The sequence below is a fragment of the Corynebacterium sp. 045007 genome, from assembly GCF_040743205.1.
Lineage (GTDB): Bacteria > Actinomycetota > Actinomycetes > Mycobacteriales > Mycobacteriaceae > Corynebacterium > Corynebacterium jeikeium_D.
In genome coordinates this window covers 1-14,274 of sequence record NZ_JBFLKW010000030.1, presented here as the reverse complement: position 1 = coordinate 14,274, position 14,274 = coordinate 1, and the positions used below count along the sequence as shown (strand labels likewise).

At 56.4% G+C, this 14,274-nt stretch carries 13 protein-coding genes and 7 tRNA genes; 6 read left to right on the top strand and 14 right to left on the bottom strand.

What is annotated here, in order from left to right:
* Window positions 1-453: 453 nt before the first annotated feature.
* From AB1Z34_RS10835 to AB1Z34_RS10770, 14 genes are all read right to left on the bottom strand, one after another.
* Window positions 454-1,206: a YebC/PmpR family DNA-binding transcriptional regulator gene (locus AB1Z34_RS10835; RefSeq protein ID WP_048731316.1), complete on the bottom strand. Its 753-nt coding sequence runs from the start codon at window positions 1,204-1,206 to the stop codon at window positions 454-456.
* Window positions 1,207-1,285: 79 nt separating this feature from the next.
* Window positions 1,286-1,906 carry a pyridoxal 5'-phosphate synthase glutaminase subunit PdxT gene (gene pdxT / locus AB1Z34_RS10830; protein WP_076771782.1) on the bottom strand — a complete coding sequence of 207 codons (621 nt, stop codon included), beginning with the start codon at window positions 1,904-1,906 and terminating at the stop codon, window positions 1,286-1,288.
* Window positions 1,906-2,784 (bottom strand): acyl-CoA thioesterase II, encoded by an 879-nt coding sequence (locus AB1Z34_RS10825; protein WP_016422678.1) that lies wholly within the window; start codon window positions 2,782-2,784, stop codon window positions 1,906-1,908. Before AB1Z34_RS10825 ends, pdxT begins: the two co-directional genes overlap by 1 nt.
* A 2-nt stretch (window positions 2,785-2,786) precedes the next feature.
* A complete protein-coding gene (gene pdxS / locus AB1Z34_RS10820; RefSeq protein ID WP_076771783.1) occupies window positions 2,787-3,689 on the bottom strand; it encodes a pyridoxal 5'-phosphate synthase lyase subunit PdxS in 903 nt (300 codons plus the stop codon).
* Between the two features lie 139 nt (window positions 3,690-3,828).
* Window positions 3,829-4,332, bottom strand: a complete 504-nt coding sequence (locus tag AB1Z34_RS10815) for a hypothetical protein (RefSeq protein WP_048731324.1) — start codon at window positions 4,330-4,332, stop codon at window positions 3,829-3,831.
* Between the two features lie 53 nt (window positions 4,333-4,385).
* Window positions 4,386-5,528, bottom strand: coding sequence for a glycosyltransferase family 4 protein (locus AB1Z34_RS10810; RefSeq protein ID WP_048731326.1), 1,143 nt, complete (start codon window positions 5,526-5,528; stop codon window positions 4,386-4,388).
* Window positions 5,529-5,530: 2 nt separating this feature from the next.
* Window positions 5,531-6,433 carry a phosphatidylinositol mannoside acyltransferase gene (locus AB1Z34_RS10805; protein ID WP_367158339.1) on the bottom strand — a complete coding sequence of 301 codons (903 nt, stop codon included), beginning with the start codon at window positions 6,431-6,433 and terminating at the stop codon, window positions 5,531-5,533.
* An 11-nt stretch (window positions 6,434-6,444) separates the two neighbouring features.
* A complete protein-coding gene (gene pgsA / locus AB1Z34_RS10800; protein ID WP_048731329.1) occupies window positions 6,445-7,146 on the bottom strand; it encodes a phosphatidylinositol phosphate synthase in 702 nt (233 codons plus the stop codon).
* Window positions 7,140-7,775, bottom strand: a complete 636-nt coding sequence (locus tag AB1Z34_RS10795; protein ID WP_042388668.1) for an HIT domain-containing protein — start codon at window positions 7,773-7,775, stop codon at window positions 7,140-7,142. The genes pgsA and AB1Z34_RS10795 overlap by 7 nt, the downstream gene beginning before the upstream one ends.
* 151 nt (window positions 7,776-7,926) lie before the next feature.
* Window positions 7,927-9,921 carry a threonine--tRNA ligase gene (gene thrS, locus AB1Z34_RS10790; protein ID WP_222865459.1) on the bottom strand — a complete coding sequence of 665 codons (1,995 nt, stop codon included), beginning with the start codon at window positions 9,919-9,921 and terminating at the stop codon, window positions 7,927-7,929.
* Window positions 9,922-10,080: 159 nt separating this feature from the next.
* Window positions 10,081-11,307, bottom strand: coding sequence for a Dyp-type peroxidase (locus AB1Z34_RS10785; RefSeq protein WP_038628860.1), 1,227 nt, complete (start codon window positions 11,305-11,307; stop codon window positions 10,081-10,083).
* A 286-nt stretch (window positions 11,308-11,593) separates the two neighbouring features.
* Window positions 11,594-12,202 (bottom strand): copper chaperone PCu(A)C, encoded by a 609-nt coding sequence (locus tag AB1Z34_RS10780; protein ID WP_367158338.1) that lies wholly within the window; start codon window positions 12,200-12,202, stop codon window positions 11,594-11,596.
* A 4-nt stretch (window positions 12,203-12,206) separates the two neighbouring features.
* Entirely contained in the window at window positions 12,207-12,797 is a 591-nt protein-coding gene (locus tag AB1Z34_RS10775) for a copper resistance protein CopC (protein ID WP_115597554.1), read from the bottom strand.
* A gap of 185 nt (window positions 12,798-12,982) precedes the next feature.
* Window positions 12,983-13,057, bottom strand: a tRNA-Val gene (locus AB1Z34_RS10770).
* A 359-nt stretch (window positions 13,058-13,416) separates the two neighbouring features.
* Here AB1Z34_RS10770 and AB1Z34_RS10765 point away from each other — a divergent pair.
* The 6 genes from AB1Z34_RS10765 (at window position 13,417) to AB1Z34_RS10740 (ending at window position 14,075) form a co-directional block, all read left to right on the top strand.
* Window positions 13,417-13,489: transfer RNA gene (locus AB1Z34_RS10765), tRNA-Gly, on the top strand.
* A gap of 66 nt (window positions 13,490-13,555) precedes the next feature.
* Window positions 13,556-13,626 (top strand) — tRNA-Cys (locus tag AB1Z34_RS10760).
* A gap of 32 nt (window positions 13,627-13,658) precedes the next feature.
* Window positions 13,659-13,733 (top strand) — tRNA-Val (locus tag AB1Z34_RS10755).
* 28 nt (window positions 13,734-13,761) lie between these two features.
* Window positions 13,762-13,834: transfer RNA gene (locus AB1Z34_RS10750), tRNA-Gly, on the top strand.
* A gap of 66 nt (window positions 13,835-13,900) precedes the next feature.
* Window positions 13,901-13,975, top strand: a tRNA-Val gene (locus tag AB1Z34_RS10745).
* 27 nt (window positions 13,976-14,002) lie between these two features.
* Window positions 14,003-14,075 (top strand) — tRNA-Gly (locus AB1Z34_RS10740).
* The last annotated feature ends 199 nt before the right edge of the window (window positions 14,076-14,274 follow it).

The window sequence follows — 14,274 nt, the reverse complement described above, 5'->3', positions numbered from 1 at the left end:
TGAATAACCGGCCACGGGTAGTGCTCGACGGGTTAACTCCCCGGGAGGTAATCTCTGGTGTTATCCATGATGCAATGACCGCCTGACCCTACCCCTGAAAAATCGTCTGAAAGTGACATAAACCTGCACAGTTTCACATTTGCAGCCGTATTCACACGCGCAGCCCGTAATTTTTTGAGGTTGCCAGTGTGTCGGGTTGTCAGTTTTTCTCCTTAACCCCAGGGTGTGGAGCTACCCGCAGGCGGGCTCTGACCAGTCGCTATCCTGAGGATCAGACACACTCTTTGACTCTGTCTGTCTCTCTCCCCCCAAAAAAATCCCCATCGGACGACTCTCCGATGGGGATCTTCCATTCACACCAGCTCGCCGCGCAATTCAGCGCTGCAGACTACCCTGCACGAGCATCCTTTAACGCCGGGAAGCCGGTCAGCGGAACCGTCGCCAAGCAAACGCCTAGTCTTCGAGTTCGGCGATAACCTCGTCGCTGATGTCGGCGTTCGAGTAGACGTTCTGCACGTCGTCGGACTCTTCGAGAGCGTCAATCAGACGGAAGAGCTTGCGTGCACCGTCAGCATCGAGAGCGACCGTGGTAGAAGCCCGGTAGTCCTGATCTGCGGAGTCATACTCCATTTCGGCATCGACAAGAGCGGTGCGGACATTCATCAGATCGGTAAAGGCGGAGACAACCTCGAACTTTTCGCCCAGGTCGTTGACCTCCTCTGCACCAGCATCGAGAACCGCCATAAGCAGGTCATCCTCGGTCAGCTCGCCCTTCGGCAGCTCGACGACACCCTTCTTTTCGAACAGGTAAGCCACGGCGCCGTTGTCTGCCATGTTGCCGTTGTTCTTGTTGAACGCCGAGCGCACATCGGAAGCAGCACGGTTACGGTTATCGGTCAGGCACTCCACAATCAAAGCGACACCGCCAGGTGCGTAACCTTCGTAGACAATGGTCTCCCAGTCAGCACCGCCGGACTCCTCGCCGGAACCACGCTTGCGGGCACGCTCAATGTTGTCGTTGGGAACCGAGGCCTTCTTGGCCTTCTTAATCATGTCATCGAGGGTGGGGTTACCAGCAGGATCACCGCCGCCGGTACGAGCCGCGACCTCGATGTTCTTGATCATCTTTGCCCACTCTTTGGCGCGCTTGGCGTCATTAGCAGCCTTCTTGTGCTTTGTGGTTGCCCATTTTGAATGACCCGCCATGTGCTAGTTCCTACCATTCCTCTCGTCAATACCCATGTAGATGGGAATTCGTCAGGTGTTCATTATACAAACCGGGGATTTAAATGCCGACAAGCTCTCGCAAAAAGAACTCGTGGAGCCGCGTCTCCCCCGTCGACTCCGGGTGAAAGCTGGTGGCCATCGCAGCCCCCTGCCGTACTCCGACCACTGTACCTGCGGTCTCTCCAGCCGATTCTGGCACCCGCGCTAGCACCTCAACATCATCACCGACACGCTCGACCCACGGTGCGCGAATAAAGGCGGCGTGTACAGGCGGCTGGTCACCACTGATCGCCAGCTGCGGAATATCCAAGTCAGTTTCGAAGGAATCCACTTGCCGGCCAAATGCGTTACGACGGACGGTGATGTCAATCGCCCCCAGGCTAACGGCATCCGGACGGGTATCGAGCACTTCGTCGGCAACCAAAATCATGCCGGCGCAGGTGCCATATGCCGGAAGGCCATCGCGGAGGGCTTCCCGCAGCGGGTCTTCAAGCTCATTGAAGACCATCAGCTTGCTCATGGTTGTGGACTCGCCGCCGGGCAAAATTAGGCCGCTAAGCCCTTCCAGATCACGGGGCAAGCGCACCTTTCGGTGCGGGACGCCGAGCTGGTCAAGCACATATCCGTGTTCGGCAACGTTGCCCTGAAGAGCGAGGATACCGATTGTTTCCTGTGTCATTAATCTAGGTTCTCACTGCGAGCATCGAAGTTCGTCGCCACTGGCACGGGCTCGACACCCGGGGCCAGGCTTCGGGTCAGCCCTTCCTGCGTGACGACGGCCACGAGCTCGCCCTTTTGGTTAAAGATGCGACCGTGAGTCAGTGCGCGACCCGCGTGCGCCGATGGCGAAATCTGGTCGTAGAGCAGCCATTCATCCGCACGGAACGGACGCATAAACCACATCGCGTGGTCGAGGCTGGCTTCCTGGACCTCAACGCCTGGATGCGGAACGAGTGCCGATGACAGCAAAGTCATATCCGACATGTACGCCAGCGTGCAGACGTGGAAGGTCTCGTTATCCGGCAGGCGATCCTTGCACCGGAACCATACCAGCTGCTGGGACGGGGTGTACTTGTTGTGTTCGAACTGATCATCTGGCACTACCCGGATATCCCAGTCCGCCCACTCGCGCATTAGTAGACGACGTGTGTTCGTCATCTCAGAGGTGTCGGTGACCACATCTTCAGGATCTGGCACCTTGCGCATCACGTCAGAGTGCTCGAGTCCCTCATCCCCCTTACGGTGGAAGCTGACCTGCATGACGAAAATCGTACGGCCATCTTGCACAGCTTCGACGGAGCGGTGGCAGAAAGACCGTCCATCGCGAATACGCTTGACCATGTACACCGTCGGGATATGGGGGCGGCCCGGGCCTACAAAGTAGGCGTGGAGGGAGTTCACCGCGAAGGTATTACCCACCGTGCGCGTCGCCGCGACGAGGGACTGGCCGGCAACTTGGCCACCAAAAGTGCGCTGCAGGATTGACTTAATGACTGGGCCACGGAAAATGTCCCGGTCAATCTGCTCCAAATCTAATACCTCGCGGATGTTAGCCATTTTTACCAGCCACGCTCAGCGAGTCGGTGCGGCTGCGGAATCTCGTCGACGTTGATGCCGACCATTGCCTCGCCGAGACCGCGGGAGACATCGGCGATGACCTTCGGATCATCGTAGTGCTGGGTTGCCTGGACGATAGCCTTGGCGCGCTTCTCCGGATCACCGGACTTGAAGATACCGGAACCAACAAAGACACCCTCAGCACCGAGCTGCATCATCATTGCAGCGTCAGCCGGAGTTGCAATGCCACCTGCGGTGAACAGCACGACTGGCAACTTACCGGTCTCAGCGACCTCGCGTACCAGCTCGTACGGTGCCTGCAGCTCCTTGGCGGCAACGTAGAGCTCGTCCGGAGCCATAGAACGCAGACGGTTAATCTCAGCGCGGACGGTGCGCATGTGAGTCACAGCGTTGGAGACATCACCGGTACCGGCCTCGCCCTTCGAGCGAATCATGGCAGCGCCCTCGTTGATGCGGCGCAGAGCTTCACCCAGGTTGGTCGCGCCACAGACGAACGGCACGGTGAAGTCAAACTTGTCGATGTGGTTCGAGTAGTCGGCCGGGGTCAGAACCTCGGACTCGTCAATGAAGTCAACACCGAGGGACTGCAGAACCTGTGCCTCAACAAAGTGGCCGATACGGGCCTTGGCCATAACCGGAATGGAGACGGCATTGATAATGCCCTCAATCATGTCCGGGTCAGACATACGTGACACGCCACCCTCTGCGCGAATATCGGCGGGGACGCGCTCCAGCGCCATCACGGCAGTTGCGCCGGCATCCTCAGCGATCTTGGCCTGCTCCGGAGTAACGACGTCCATAATGACGCCGCCCTTCATCATCTCAGCGAAACCGCGCTTGACGCGTGCGGTGCCCTGCCCGGAGTTGTTCTCAACCGTGCTCAACGAACCCTACTTCCCTAATAAAACTGGTGAATGTGACTGTTTGTAGTCGTTTAACACTATAACGCCTGAACTAGACAGTGCTGTTCATTGAGTCAGAAAACACCGCGAACTTCCAGCACAACAGCGGGTTTTCCCACAATTAAGCCGTTGTCAGTCCATCTGCAACATCGAAATATTCCGGTTCAGGTGCAGTGCCCGCCAGCCGCAGCGCGCGCACTAGCGGCCTGGCTCGCAGTGCTTTCGTATCCGTCACCGCATCATTGTAGAAACGGCGGGCGAGCTCGAGCCGCGTATGGGCGTCAGAAAGCTCAATTGCCATCGTCCGGTCCACGGGCTGTTCCCCATAGAGCGCCACAATTTTCCTAGTCAGTTCGTTTTCCACGTCTGCACGCTGCCCAGTGTTGTTGGCTCTAAGTGGTGTGGCTTCCACCTTCGCCACTACCCCGGCGAGTTCCGGGTAGGCGGCACGAGCGACTGCGGCCCTTCGCCCCAACGCCGCTTCCAGTGAAGAACGCGCCAAGTCCGTGCGAATGTGCATACGGTTCAAACGCGTCGCTGTCGATGAAGCCACCAAACCGCCAACGAGTACGACAATCAGCGCAATGACTAGGACAACGACCCAGATTGGAACGGTTACGTCCACCGAAAACCCACTTTCACTCCGCTGCGTTTAATCAGCTGCCACGACGGAAATCTCTATGGCGCAATGACGACCTTTTCGCCGTCCATGCGCACCGTATCGTACACACGCAGAACGCCGTCGGCGACCTGCGACCAGTCATACTCCCAAGCCCGCTTATGCCCGAGTGCGCGAAGCTCCTCCCCCAACTTTGGCTGCGTCAAAAGGCGTACGACTGCATCCGCAAGGTCTGCGGAGTTACCGTTTTCAAAGTGAAGCCCGTAATGGCCGTCGTCAAGCACGAGTTTGAACGCATCGATGTCGCTGGAGATCACCGGCGCACCCGCCGCCATCGCCTCTACCAGCACGATGCCGAAACTCTCCCCACCACGCTGCGGGGCAATGTACGCATCCGCATCGGCGAGTATTGACGCCTTAGCATCCTCCGACAGTCTGCCGACGAAATGCAGGACATCTGCGTTTCTGCCCGCTTTACGACGAGCTGCCGCGATATCACCATCACCAACGACACAGACCTCAAGCTGTGGAATCTCCGCACGTATTGTTGGCAACGCGTCGAGCAAGACGTCAAAGCCCTTACGAGATTCGTCGAAGCGTCCGAGGAAGACAAGCCGATAGACCCCTTCACGCCGTGGCGGAATCTCAGGCAACGATGAGGCGGCCGGGCAGGACTCGAAATCTCCAACACGGACACCATTGGGAATGAGAACCGGGTCGCCGCCGAGTTGCTCAACCTGCCAGCGACGAGCCACTTCCGAGACAGCGATGCCTCCCCGAATGCGTTCAAGGTACTTCCGCAAAAATGGCGTGGCCAACTTCAATGCTAGGGAGTCCGTCGCCGCAGAGTGATAGGTCGCGACAATCGGCCCGACCGAGTTTACTAACGACAGCATTGAAAAACTGGGCGAATTCGGCTCATGGATATGAAGAATGTCGAAGCTACCCTCCTCAATCCATGTGCGGACTCGACGGCTGGTGCGGGGACCAAAAGATAGCCGAGCGACCGAGCCGTTATACGGAATCGGGATGGCGGCACCACCTCGAACAACGAAATCCGGCACGTCCGCCTGCGCGCTAGCTGGGCCGATAAGACTGACCTCGTGGCCGCGACGGATAAACTCCTCACACAAGTCAATCGCGTGAGCTTGAACCCCTCCTGGGACATCGAACGAGTACGGGCACACCATTCCGATTCGCACGGCTACTTTGACCTCTTCTTATCCGCCGGCCACAGTGGCTGCATCATGTGCCAATCCGCTGGATGCTGGGCAATATCAGATTCAAAAACAGTAGCGATGTCCTGGACAATGTCAGGTAGATCGCGCCCCTCAGTCGGCACGAATGGATGCGCTACAAAACGCCAACCATCGCGCGTGTAGGACAGGCCCGCGGGCATAAGCCGAGCGCCCGTGTCCTGTGCCAGCTTTGCTGCACCGACCGGCATTGTCGTCTGCTCGCCGAAAAAAGTGACCGGGACCCCGTGGCCGCCGAAGTCACGATCAGACAGCAGGCACACAACGCCACCTTCTTCCAATCGCTTCTGCAGTTCCGGCATCGCGGGTTTGCCACCGGTAAGCGGGAGAATGTGGAATCCGAGGGATTCGCGGTACTCCACGAAAGCGTCGTAAAGTACCTCTGGCTTCAGCCGTTCCGCCACGGTACTGAACCGACCATGGCGGGAAACGAGCCACATACCTGCCATATCCCAGTTACCAGAATGCGGCAGTGGGATGACGATGGAATCTCCGGCCTCGAGGGCCTCAGCAACTCGTTCGAGCCCATCGCTGGTGGATTCGACCGTGTCTGCCAACTCTGGCGACGCGATGGAGGGCAACCGGAATGCCTCCACCCAATAGCGTAGATAGGAACGCATGGAAGCCCGAATAAGACCTTGCGGCACTTCCTCAGGCGGACAGCCCATAACGCGAGCCAGGTTCTTTCGAAGCTGGCGGGTAGTCGCTGGATTTGCTGCTACACGATCGGCGGCTATGTTGCCGATCGTGTAGGCCACGCGTTCCGGCAGCAGACCAAAAATCTTCCACCCGGCCATATAGCCGAGCGCAACGAAATCATCTTTCGAGCGAGGCAGGAAGAAACTAGTCATCGTATCCTCCTTTAGTTGTTGGAATCAGCCGAACCCGTGGACTTCGTAGCAGAGTCAGGGTTGATAGATGAACTATCAGCTGCACCTTCTGGCGGGGCGATGGGATCCAACGCTCCTGGCTGCTTAGCCACCATGTACAAGCGCTGAACGACGGTGAATACCGACCCAATCGCCAGGAGCCACATCGCGACGTAGAGGGCATAGTCCACGCCAAGCCCCTGGAGCCCGACGCCAATTAGACCGATAATCAGGCGCTCCGCACGTTCGACGAGACCACCGTTGACCTTGAGGCCGCTAGCCTCTGCTCGAGCCTTAACGTAGGAAATGACCTGGGACGATCCCATGGTAATCAGTGTCAGAATGAGCAGCACTGAATCCGCGCCATGGTGATACACCACCCAATACGCTATCGCCCCGAACAGTGCAGCATCCGTAATACGGTCACAGGAAGCATCCAGCGTCGCTCCGTATTTCGTTCCCCGCCCTCGCAGTCTGGCCATCGTGCCATCGAGCAGGTCAAAAGCAGTGAAAATAGCGATTGACACCGCAGCTGCGAAAAGATGGTTGGTAGGAATCAGGATTACCGCAAGCAGAACGGAAACTACCGTTCCCACCAGGGTGACCGTGTTCGGGCTAATGCCGACCCGCAAAAGTGCAGCGGCAATCGGTTCAACTACTGGGCGGATTGGAGCCCTGCCACGGACACTCAGCATGCTGCCCCATCCTCTTGATTAAGGGCACGCCAGCCGTCGGCAAGCAACTCGCGAGTCTGACGAAGAGCCTGCGGTAACACTTTGGTGCCATCGATCACGGTCATAAAATTGCTGTCACCCGACCAGCGCGGTACGACGTGCATATGCAGGTGATCGGCGACCGAACCGCCGGAGGCTTTGCCCAAGTTGAAACCTACATTGACGGCGTGCGGACGCGAAACCGATTTGAGGGTACGAACCGCATGCTTGGCAAATCGCATCATCTCGGCTGTTTCTTCGTCGGTCAAGTCCTCAAGGTTGGCGACTTCGCGATATGGAACCACCATGAGGTGCCCTGGGTTGTACGGGAACAGATTCAGAACGGCGTACACCCACTCGCCGCGAGCGATAATGAGTGCTTCCTCATCGCTTTGCTTCGGCAAATCAACGAAGGGGTTACGGGATGGCTTGGAGTTATGCACACCACGCTTGACGATGTAATCCAGCCGGTACGGTGCCCATAAGCGCGTGAGCCGATCCGGTTCGCCGTAACCGCTGTCGACGTATACGCCATCAGACGATTCCTGCTGGCCGGCATTGCCCTGCTGCTGCGGAGGCAACTCTTCACTTCCCGACTGATTCACTGCCATCCCCTTCGTTGCGTGGCCGGGTCCCCATTCGAGCCCCGACCACATATATTTCTCTGCTGTAGTTTACGACCTCGCGGTCAACTTCTTTGGATTACCACGCGTGGTTCACCAGTTAAAACAACGCGGTCGAATTAGAGAGCGTTAACGACCTCTAGAGAGCAGAGACATTCTCCTTGTTCGGCTGTTCGTTATTCCGCGAAGCAACCCAATCACAGATGATGTCCACAGCCTTCTCAACTGCCACCCCGTTAATCTGGGTGCCATCGAGGAACCGGAAGCTGACGGCACCTGCCTCAATGTCACGGGCACCAGCCAGAATCATGAACGGAACCTTGGCCTGGGTGTGGTTGCGAATCTTCTTCTGCATGCGGTCATCGGACGTATCCACGTGGACACGGATGCCACGAGACTTCAGCTGTGCAGCAAAGTCCTCCAGGTGTGGGATACAGTCATCCGCAACCGGAATACCAACAACCTGTTCCGGAGCCAGCCAAGCCGGGAAAGCACCTGCGTAGTGCTCCAATAGGACGCCAAAGAAACGTTCGATGGAGCCGAAAAGCGCACGGTGAATCATAATGGGGCGCTTCTTGGTTCCGTCAGGTGCGGTGTACTCGAGCTCGAAGCGCTCCGGCAGGTTGAAGTCGAGCTGTACCGTCGACATCTGCCAAGTACGGCCGATGGCATCGCGGGCTTGGACGGAAATCTTCGGACCATAGAAAGCGGCTCCGCCCGGATCAGGAACGAGCTCGAGGCCAGAAGCATCGGCAACGCGCTGGAGAATAGCTGTGGACTTCTCCCAAATTTCATCCGAGCCGACGAACTTCTTTTCGTCCTTCGTAGACAGCTCCAGGTAGAAGTCATCCAGGCCGTAGTCACGCAGAAGCGAAATGATGAAGTCGAGGACATTAGTGAGCTCTTCTTCCAGCTGATCCTCGGTGCAGTAGATGTGGGCATCGTCCTGCGTAAAGCCACGGGCTCGGGTAAGACCGTGGATAACGCCTGATTTCTCGTAGCGGTAGACGGTGCCGAACTCGAACATACGAATCGGAAGTTCACGGTAGCTGCGACCACGCGATGCGAAAATGAGGTTGTGCATCGGGCAGTTCATCGGCTTGACGTAGTAGTCCTGCGGAGCCTTGGTGCAGTTGCCGTGTTCGTCATATTCGCCGTCGAGCTGCATCGGCGGGAACATGCCATCCGCGTAGAAGTCCAGGTGACCAGACTTCTTGAACAAGTCACCCTTAGTTACGTGCGGCGTGTTCACAAAGTCATAGCCCGCTTCGATATGACGGCGACGGGAGTGCTGCTCCATCTCGTTGCGGATGATGCCACCCTTGACATGGAATACCGGGAAACCAGAACCAATCTCATCCGGGAAGCTGAACAAATCCAGCTCGGAGCCCAAACGGCGGTGATCGCGCTTCTCAGCCTCGAGCATGCGGTCAAGGTACTCGTCTAACGCTTCCTTGGACTCCCACGCAGTGCCGTAAACACGCTGCAGGTTATCTCGAGATTGGTCACCCCGCCAGTACGCAGCGGAAGAACGCGTGATCTTAAAAGCAGGGATGTAACGAGTGGTCGGCACGTGCGGGCCGCGGCAAAGATCAAACCACTCGGTCTCGCCAGTACGCGGATTGACGTTGCGGTAGCCGGTCAAGGTCGTACCTGCACCACCGACGTCGACATTGGCCTCATCATCTTCGGACACCTTGCCGGCCGACTTTTCAACAATCAGCTCGAGCTTATACGGCTCGTCGGCAAGCGCTTCCTGCGCCTCATCAGCAGACTCGAACGCAAAGCGCTCGAACCGCTGACCAGACTTGATGATCTTCTTCATACGCTTTTCGATGCGCTTGAGATCCTCCGGCGAGAAAGGTTCATCGACACGGAAGTCGTAGTAGAAACCATTGTCGATGGCAGGGCCAATGCCCAGCTTCGTCCCAGGGAACTCCAACTGCACGGCCTGAGCCATCACGTGAGTCGCAGAGTGGCGGATGACATCGCGACCGTCCGGAGTATTCGCCGGAACGGGCTCGAAGACGGTTTCCACTTCTGGCTTAAAGGACAAATCCTTCAAATTGCCTTCAGGGTCGCGGACACAAACGATGGCGTCAACGCCCTTGTTCGGGAAACCCAGGTCTCTCATCGCCTCGCCCGCAGAAACTCCTGCGGGCACGGAAAACGGTGCTGGGGTTGCAAATTCTTCTGACACGGCGTGCGTGTACTCCTTTTCAAAGTGTCTTCGAAAATCACATACCTGGTGACCTTCGTCAGTCGTTCACACACTTTACCGCACGGTCAAAACTCAGGCCTCGAAAAGGTCCTGCGCCCAGTACTCCTCCTCAGAAGTTCCTCGCGGCATAACAAACACGGCGGATCCAATGTGGAAAATCCACTGATTGAGACGGTCGTTCTTGGACAGCCGCTCCTGAATCGGATTGAACTGCTCCAACGGGTCCTTCTGGAAACAAATGAATACCAGGCCGGTGTTGGTCTCGAATCGACCATTCGGTTCCGGTGGCAGGTCATAGTTGTAGACCCGTCGCAGAATCCGCTGATTAGGTTTCTCCTTCGGAGGCATGGACAGTGCAACATGGCTGTTCGGATCCGTCAGAGGCAGACCATATTCATCAGTCTTCGCCAGGTCGACGGTCTCAAACTCGTCCTTACCTCCAATTGGCGCACCGGTGCCGATATCTCGGCCGGTAATAACAGTGCGGCTTTCGCGGTCCAAGACATCCCAGCCTGGAATATCCATTTCGATACGGCGGACAACCATCGCTGTACCGCCCCGCAACCAATCCGGGCCACTGTCAATCCACACTTGCTTGTCGAATTCTTCACGAGTGCGCGGGTTGACCGTACCGTCCTTCTGACCGAAGAGATTGCGCGGGGTCTCGCCTTCCTGCCTAGAACCATTGGCGTGCTGGAAGCCAGCTTGCACCCAATGGACGTCCAAATAAGAGCCCGAATTTCGAATCATCATTCGGGCCGCGTGGGAGACCATTACCGGGTCATCCGCACAAATCTGCAGGCACAGGTCTCCACCGTTCCACTCCGGGCGGAGCTCATCGTTAACGTACTTTGGCAGATCCTCCAGCCACTCGGGCTTCTGGTCTTCCCTATCGATGATTGTGAAGAAGTTTTCCCCATATCCAACTGTGATAGTCAGATTGGCCGGACTCCCCATGAGCTCAGGCTCCAAGTCCGTTCGAGTAGCCTTGCCGGCTGTCATTCGGCGAGCGTCATCGGTCCAGGCACGCATGAGGTTTTGGAGACGATTGCGATTAACCCCCTTCTTTACGTTGAAGGCTATTAGCCATAGATTCGCCTGTGCGGGCGTCGCAATCCCCGCCTGATGAGCCCCATCAAAAGGTACGGTTGCTGTCTGCAAAGGCGGTTTCGGCGGCTCTTCCTGTGGACGTTCCAACCCAATCGCCTGGGCTTCCGGCACCCCCAGGGCGAGCGCTGAGGCTCCTGCGGCGGTGCCGAGCCCGCCAAGAAAACGCCTTCTAGAAAAGCCTTCGGACATGTTGTGCACTCTTACCTTTCTGATTACTTCAAACTGGAGCACATAAGGTGGCTGGGAATCCAACGATTTTTCAATGGCTTCAACGCAACCACTGGCCTATCCAATTCGACCGTATCGAAAACCTTTTTCGGAAAAAGAAAGGCGCCGGAGTTCGATGCATATGCCGCAATAACCTGCCAACTCCAGCGCTTCTGCCACCATTAGATCCAGTTAATCAATTCCTCGACGCACCTGAGCTCACGCCCGCTTTACGACGAGCCATTGCTTGACCAACTTGTCACAAGAATTAGTGGCCCGAGTGATCCATCTCACCGCCGCCCATATGCTCTGGGTTGTTCAGGTCACCGTCATTACCGTAGTCCTCTTCACCCGCCGGCTGGACACGAACCTCAACGTCCTGGGTGATGCTAGAGCCGTCGGAAAGCTCAATGACGAGCTTGTACTCAGCTCCCACATCCATAGCTTCATCATTGTCCATGATCATGAAGTGAGTGCTACCCGGTCCGAGAACGAGTTCACCATTAGCCGGAATCGTCAGACCTTCCGGCACCTCGAACATCTTGCCGTCCTTGGTGTCGTGCTGCTCGAACTTCGTGCCCTCCTTCAGCCCCTCAAGCTTGAAGGAGGAAACCTTGATGTCCTTATCGGTGTTGTTGGTCAGCGTACCGAAGATGGCGGTCATGCCCTTGTCAGCCGGTTTTTCCTTGATGTAGGCATCGGCCAGCTGCACAGCAGCATCGCTCTTGTCCATCTCAGAAGTAGCCTCGGTCGCAGTGGAGGTTGCAGACTCAGTCACCTCAGCAGCAGTGTTATCGTCGGATGAGCAACCTGCCAGAGCAAGGGTCAGAGCTGCGAAACCAGCAATCAGTGCAGTTGCAGTGCGATTGAGCTTCATGTGCCTATTTTGCCTTTCGATTAATAACGGTGACGACAGCGGCGATGATGACGATGAGTCCACCACCGAGGCCATAAGCCCATAGCGGTATTGACTTCGTTTCCTCGGCGTGCGCACCGGTTTGACGAGATTCTGCCCCAGCTTCGGCTGCGCCAGCAGCATCCGGATCAGCCACTGAGAAAGAGGTCTTTCCTCGGGTGGAGTGACCATCAGAAGAGGTAATCTGGAAACCAATAATGTAGTTGCCAGGCCCTGGATTAATCTCCTCAGGAATATCCAAAGAGACCTCATTACCCACTACTTCTGGCTCGTGGGAGTACAGGACTTCCTTGGCATCTGCATCACTAATTGCAACGGTGTTGAAATTGTTCTTGGGCTTGCCGGAGAACTTGAGAGAAACGTGGTGCGGAAATTCATCGAGAACCTGCTTGTCACCTGGATTCGATGACAGGACGGAATCATGAGCACTCGCAGGGGCTGCATTGATAACGGATGCGCCGGCAAAGACCGCAAGCGCCGCAGCGGCGGCTACTGCACGTCGGAAACCCGACTTTGAGAACCGAAACGTTTCGCCTGAAGCGACCCGGGGACTCACTTGAACAGTTCAACTCCTTTAAGCGGGACAGTTCGAGAAGAACAGCAGTAGTCTGACCGCTGCCCTTATACCTATTGTCGGATGGTAGCCCAGAAAAGTTCCCGAGAGGGACGAATATAGTTCAGGTCACACAGCAAAACCCCGGCCGCGCCGTTTTTATACGATGCGTCGACCGGGGTTTTAAATGGTAGTCCCAACTGGGTTCGAACCAGCGACCTTTCCGGTGTGAACGGAACGCTCTTCCACTGAGCTATGGGACTCGGACAGAAAAGCACTAAGCCTTTGCTGCTCTGCGGAATAAGTTAGCACGCGTTTTGGAAATTTCCCTAATTGGGTTGCATTGCGTTTGCGATTGCGCAGTTCGAAGATTTTTTACCCCACCGATGGAAGTCCATGACGATAGCGACTCGATAGCCGTCCAGTAACAAACCCGCGAAAGCGAATAAATGACAATGTTGCGATTCAGAGGCATCAAAGATTGGTCTTTAGCCCTACGCCCACAGGCACAATACAGATGTTCACCTGGTAATTTGTAATCAATCGCACAATCACGCTAAAGTATTTTTCGCACCGCAAGGGAGCAATTGAGATTCTCTTTTCGCCCTCCTTGCAACGCGATGCGGATGTAGCGCAGCTGGTAGCGCATAACCTTGCCAAGGTTAGGGTCGCGGGTTCGAGTCCCGTCATCCGCTCTGGTTTCTCAAGAAGTTAGGCCATGTGGTATAACTTCGAGGCAACCACTGAGGCGGCAGCCTCACGGTGGAATGGCCGAGTGGCGAGGCAACGGCCTGCAAAGCCGTGTACACGGGTTCGATTCCCGTTTCCACCTCAGCAGAGATTCCTTACCGGTTTCGATGTATTGCGCGATTAGCTCAGTGGGAGAGCGCTTCCCTGACACGGAAGAGGTCACTAGTTCAATCCTAGTATCGCGCACCACGTAAGCCCTTATAGGCGAACGTATTTTGCGGATGTAGCGCAGCTGGTAGCGCATAACCTTGCCAAGGTTAGGGTCGCGGGTTCGAGTCCCGTCATCCGCTCAGTGCAAAGCCCCCTTCTCTTAGAAGGGGGTTGCGCATGAAAGCTTTCATATAGCTTTTAACCCAGCGCGATTAGCTCAGTGGGAGAGCGCTTCCCTGACACGGAAGAGGTCACTAGTTCAATCCTAGTATCGCGCACCACGTAAGCCCTTATGGGCGAGCGTATTTGCGGATGTAGCGCAGCTGGTAGCGCATAACCTTGCCAAGGTTAGGGTCGCGGGTTCGAGTCCCGTCATCCGCTCAGACCAACTCCCTTCCGGGTATCCGGGAGGGAGTTTTCGTTTAACCTTTGTTAGGCAACCAATTTCGGGTTAAGGGTCAAAATGTGTGTCTGGCTCGGCGTGTCGCGGGGGTTAGATTTGGCCTTTCTGGATGCCGATTGAGTGGGTGTAGTCGGTGTCGATAGCGTTGTCGTAGAGGGCTGGTCGTCCTGTTTCGTG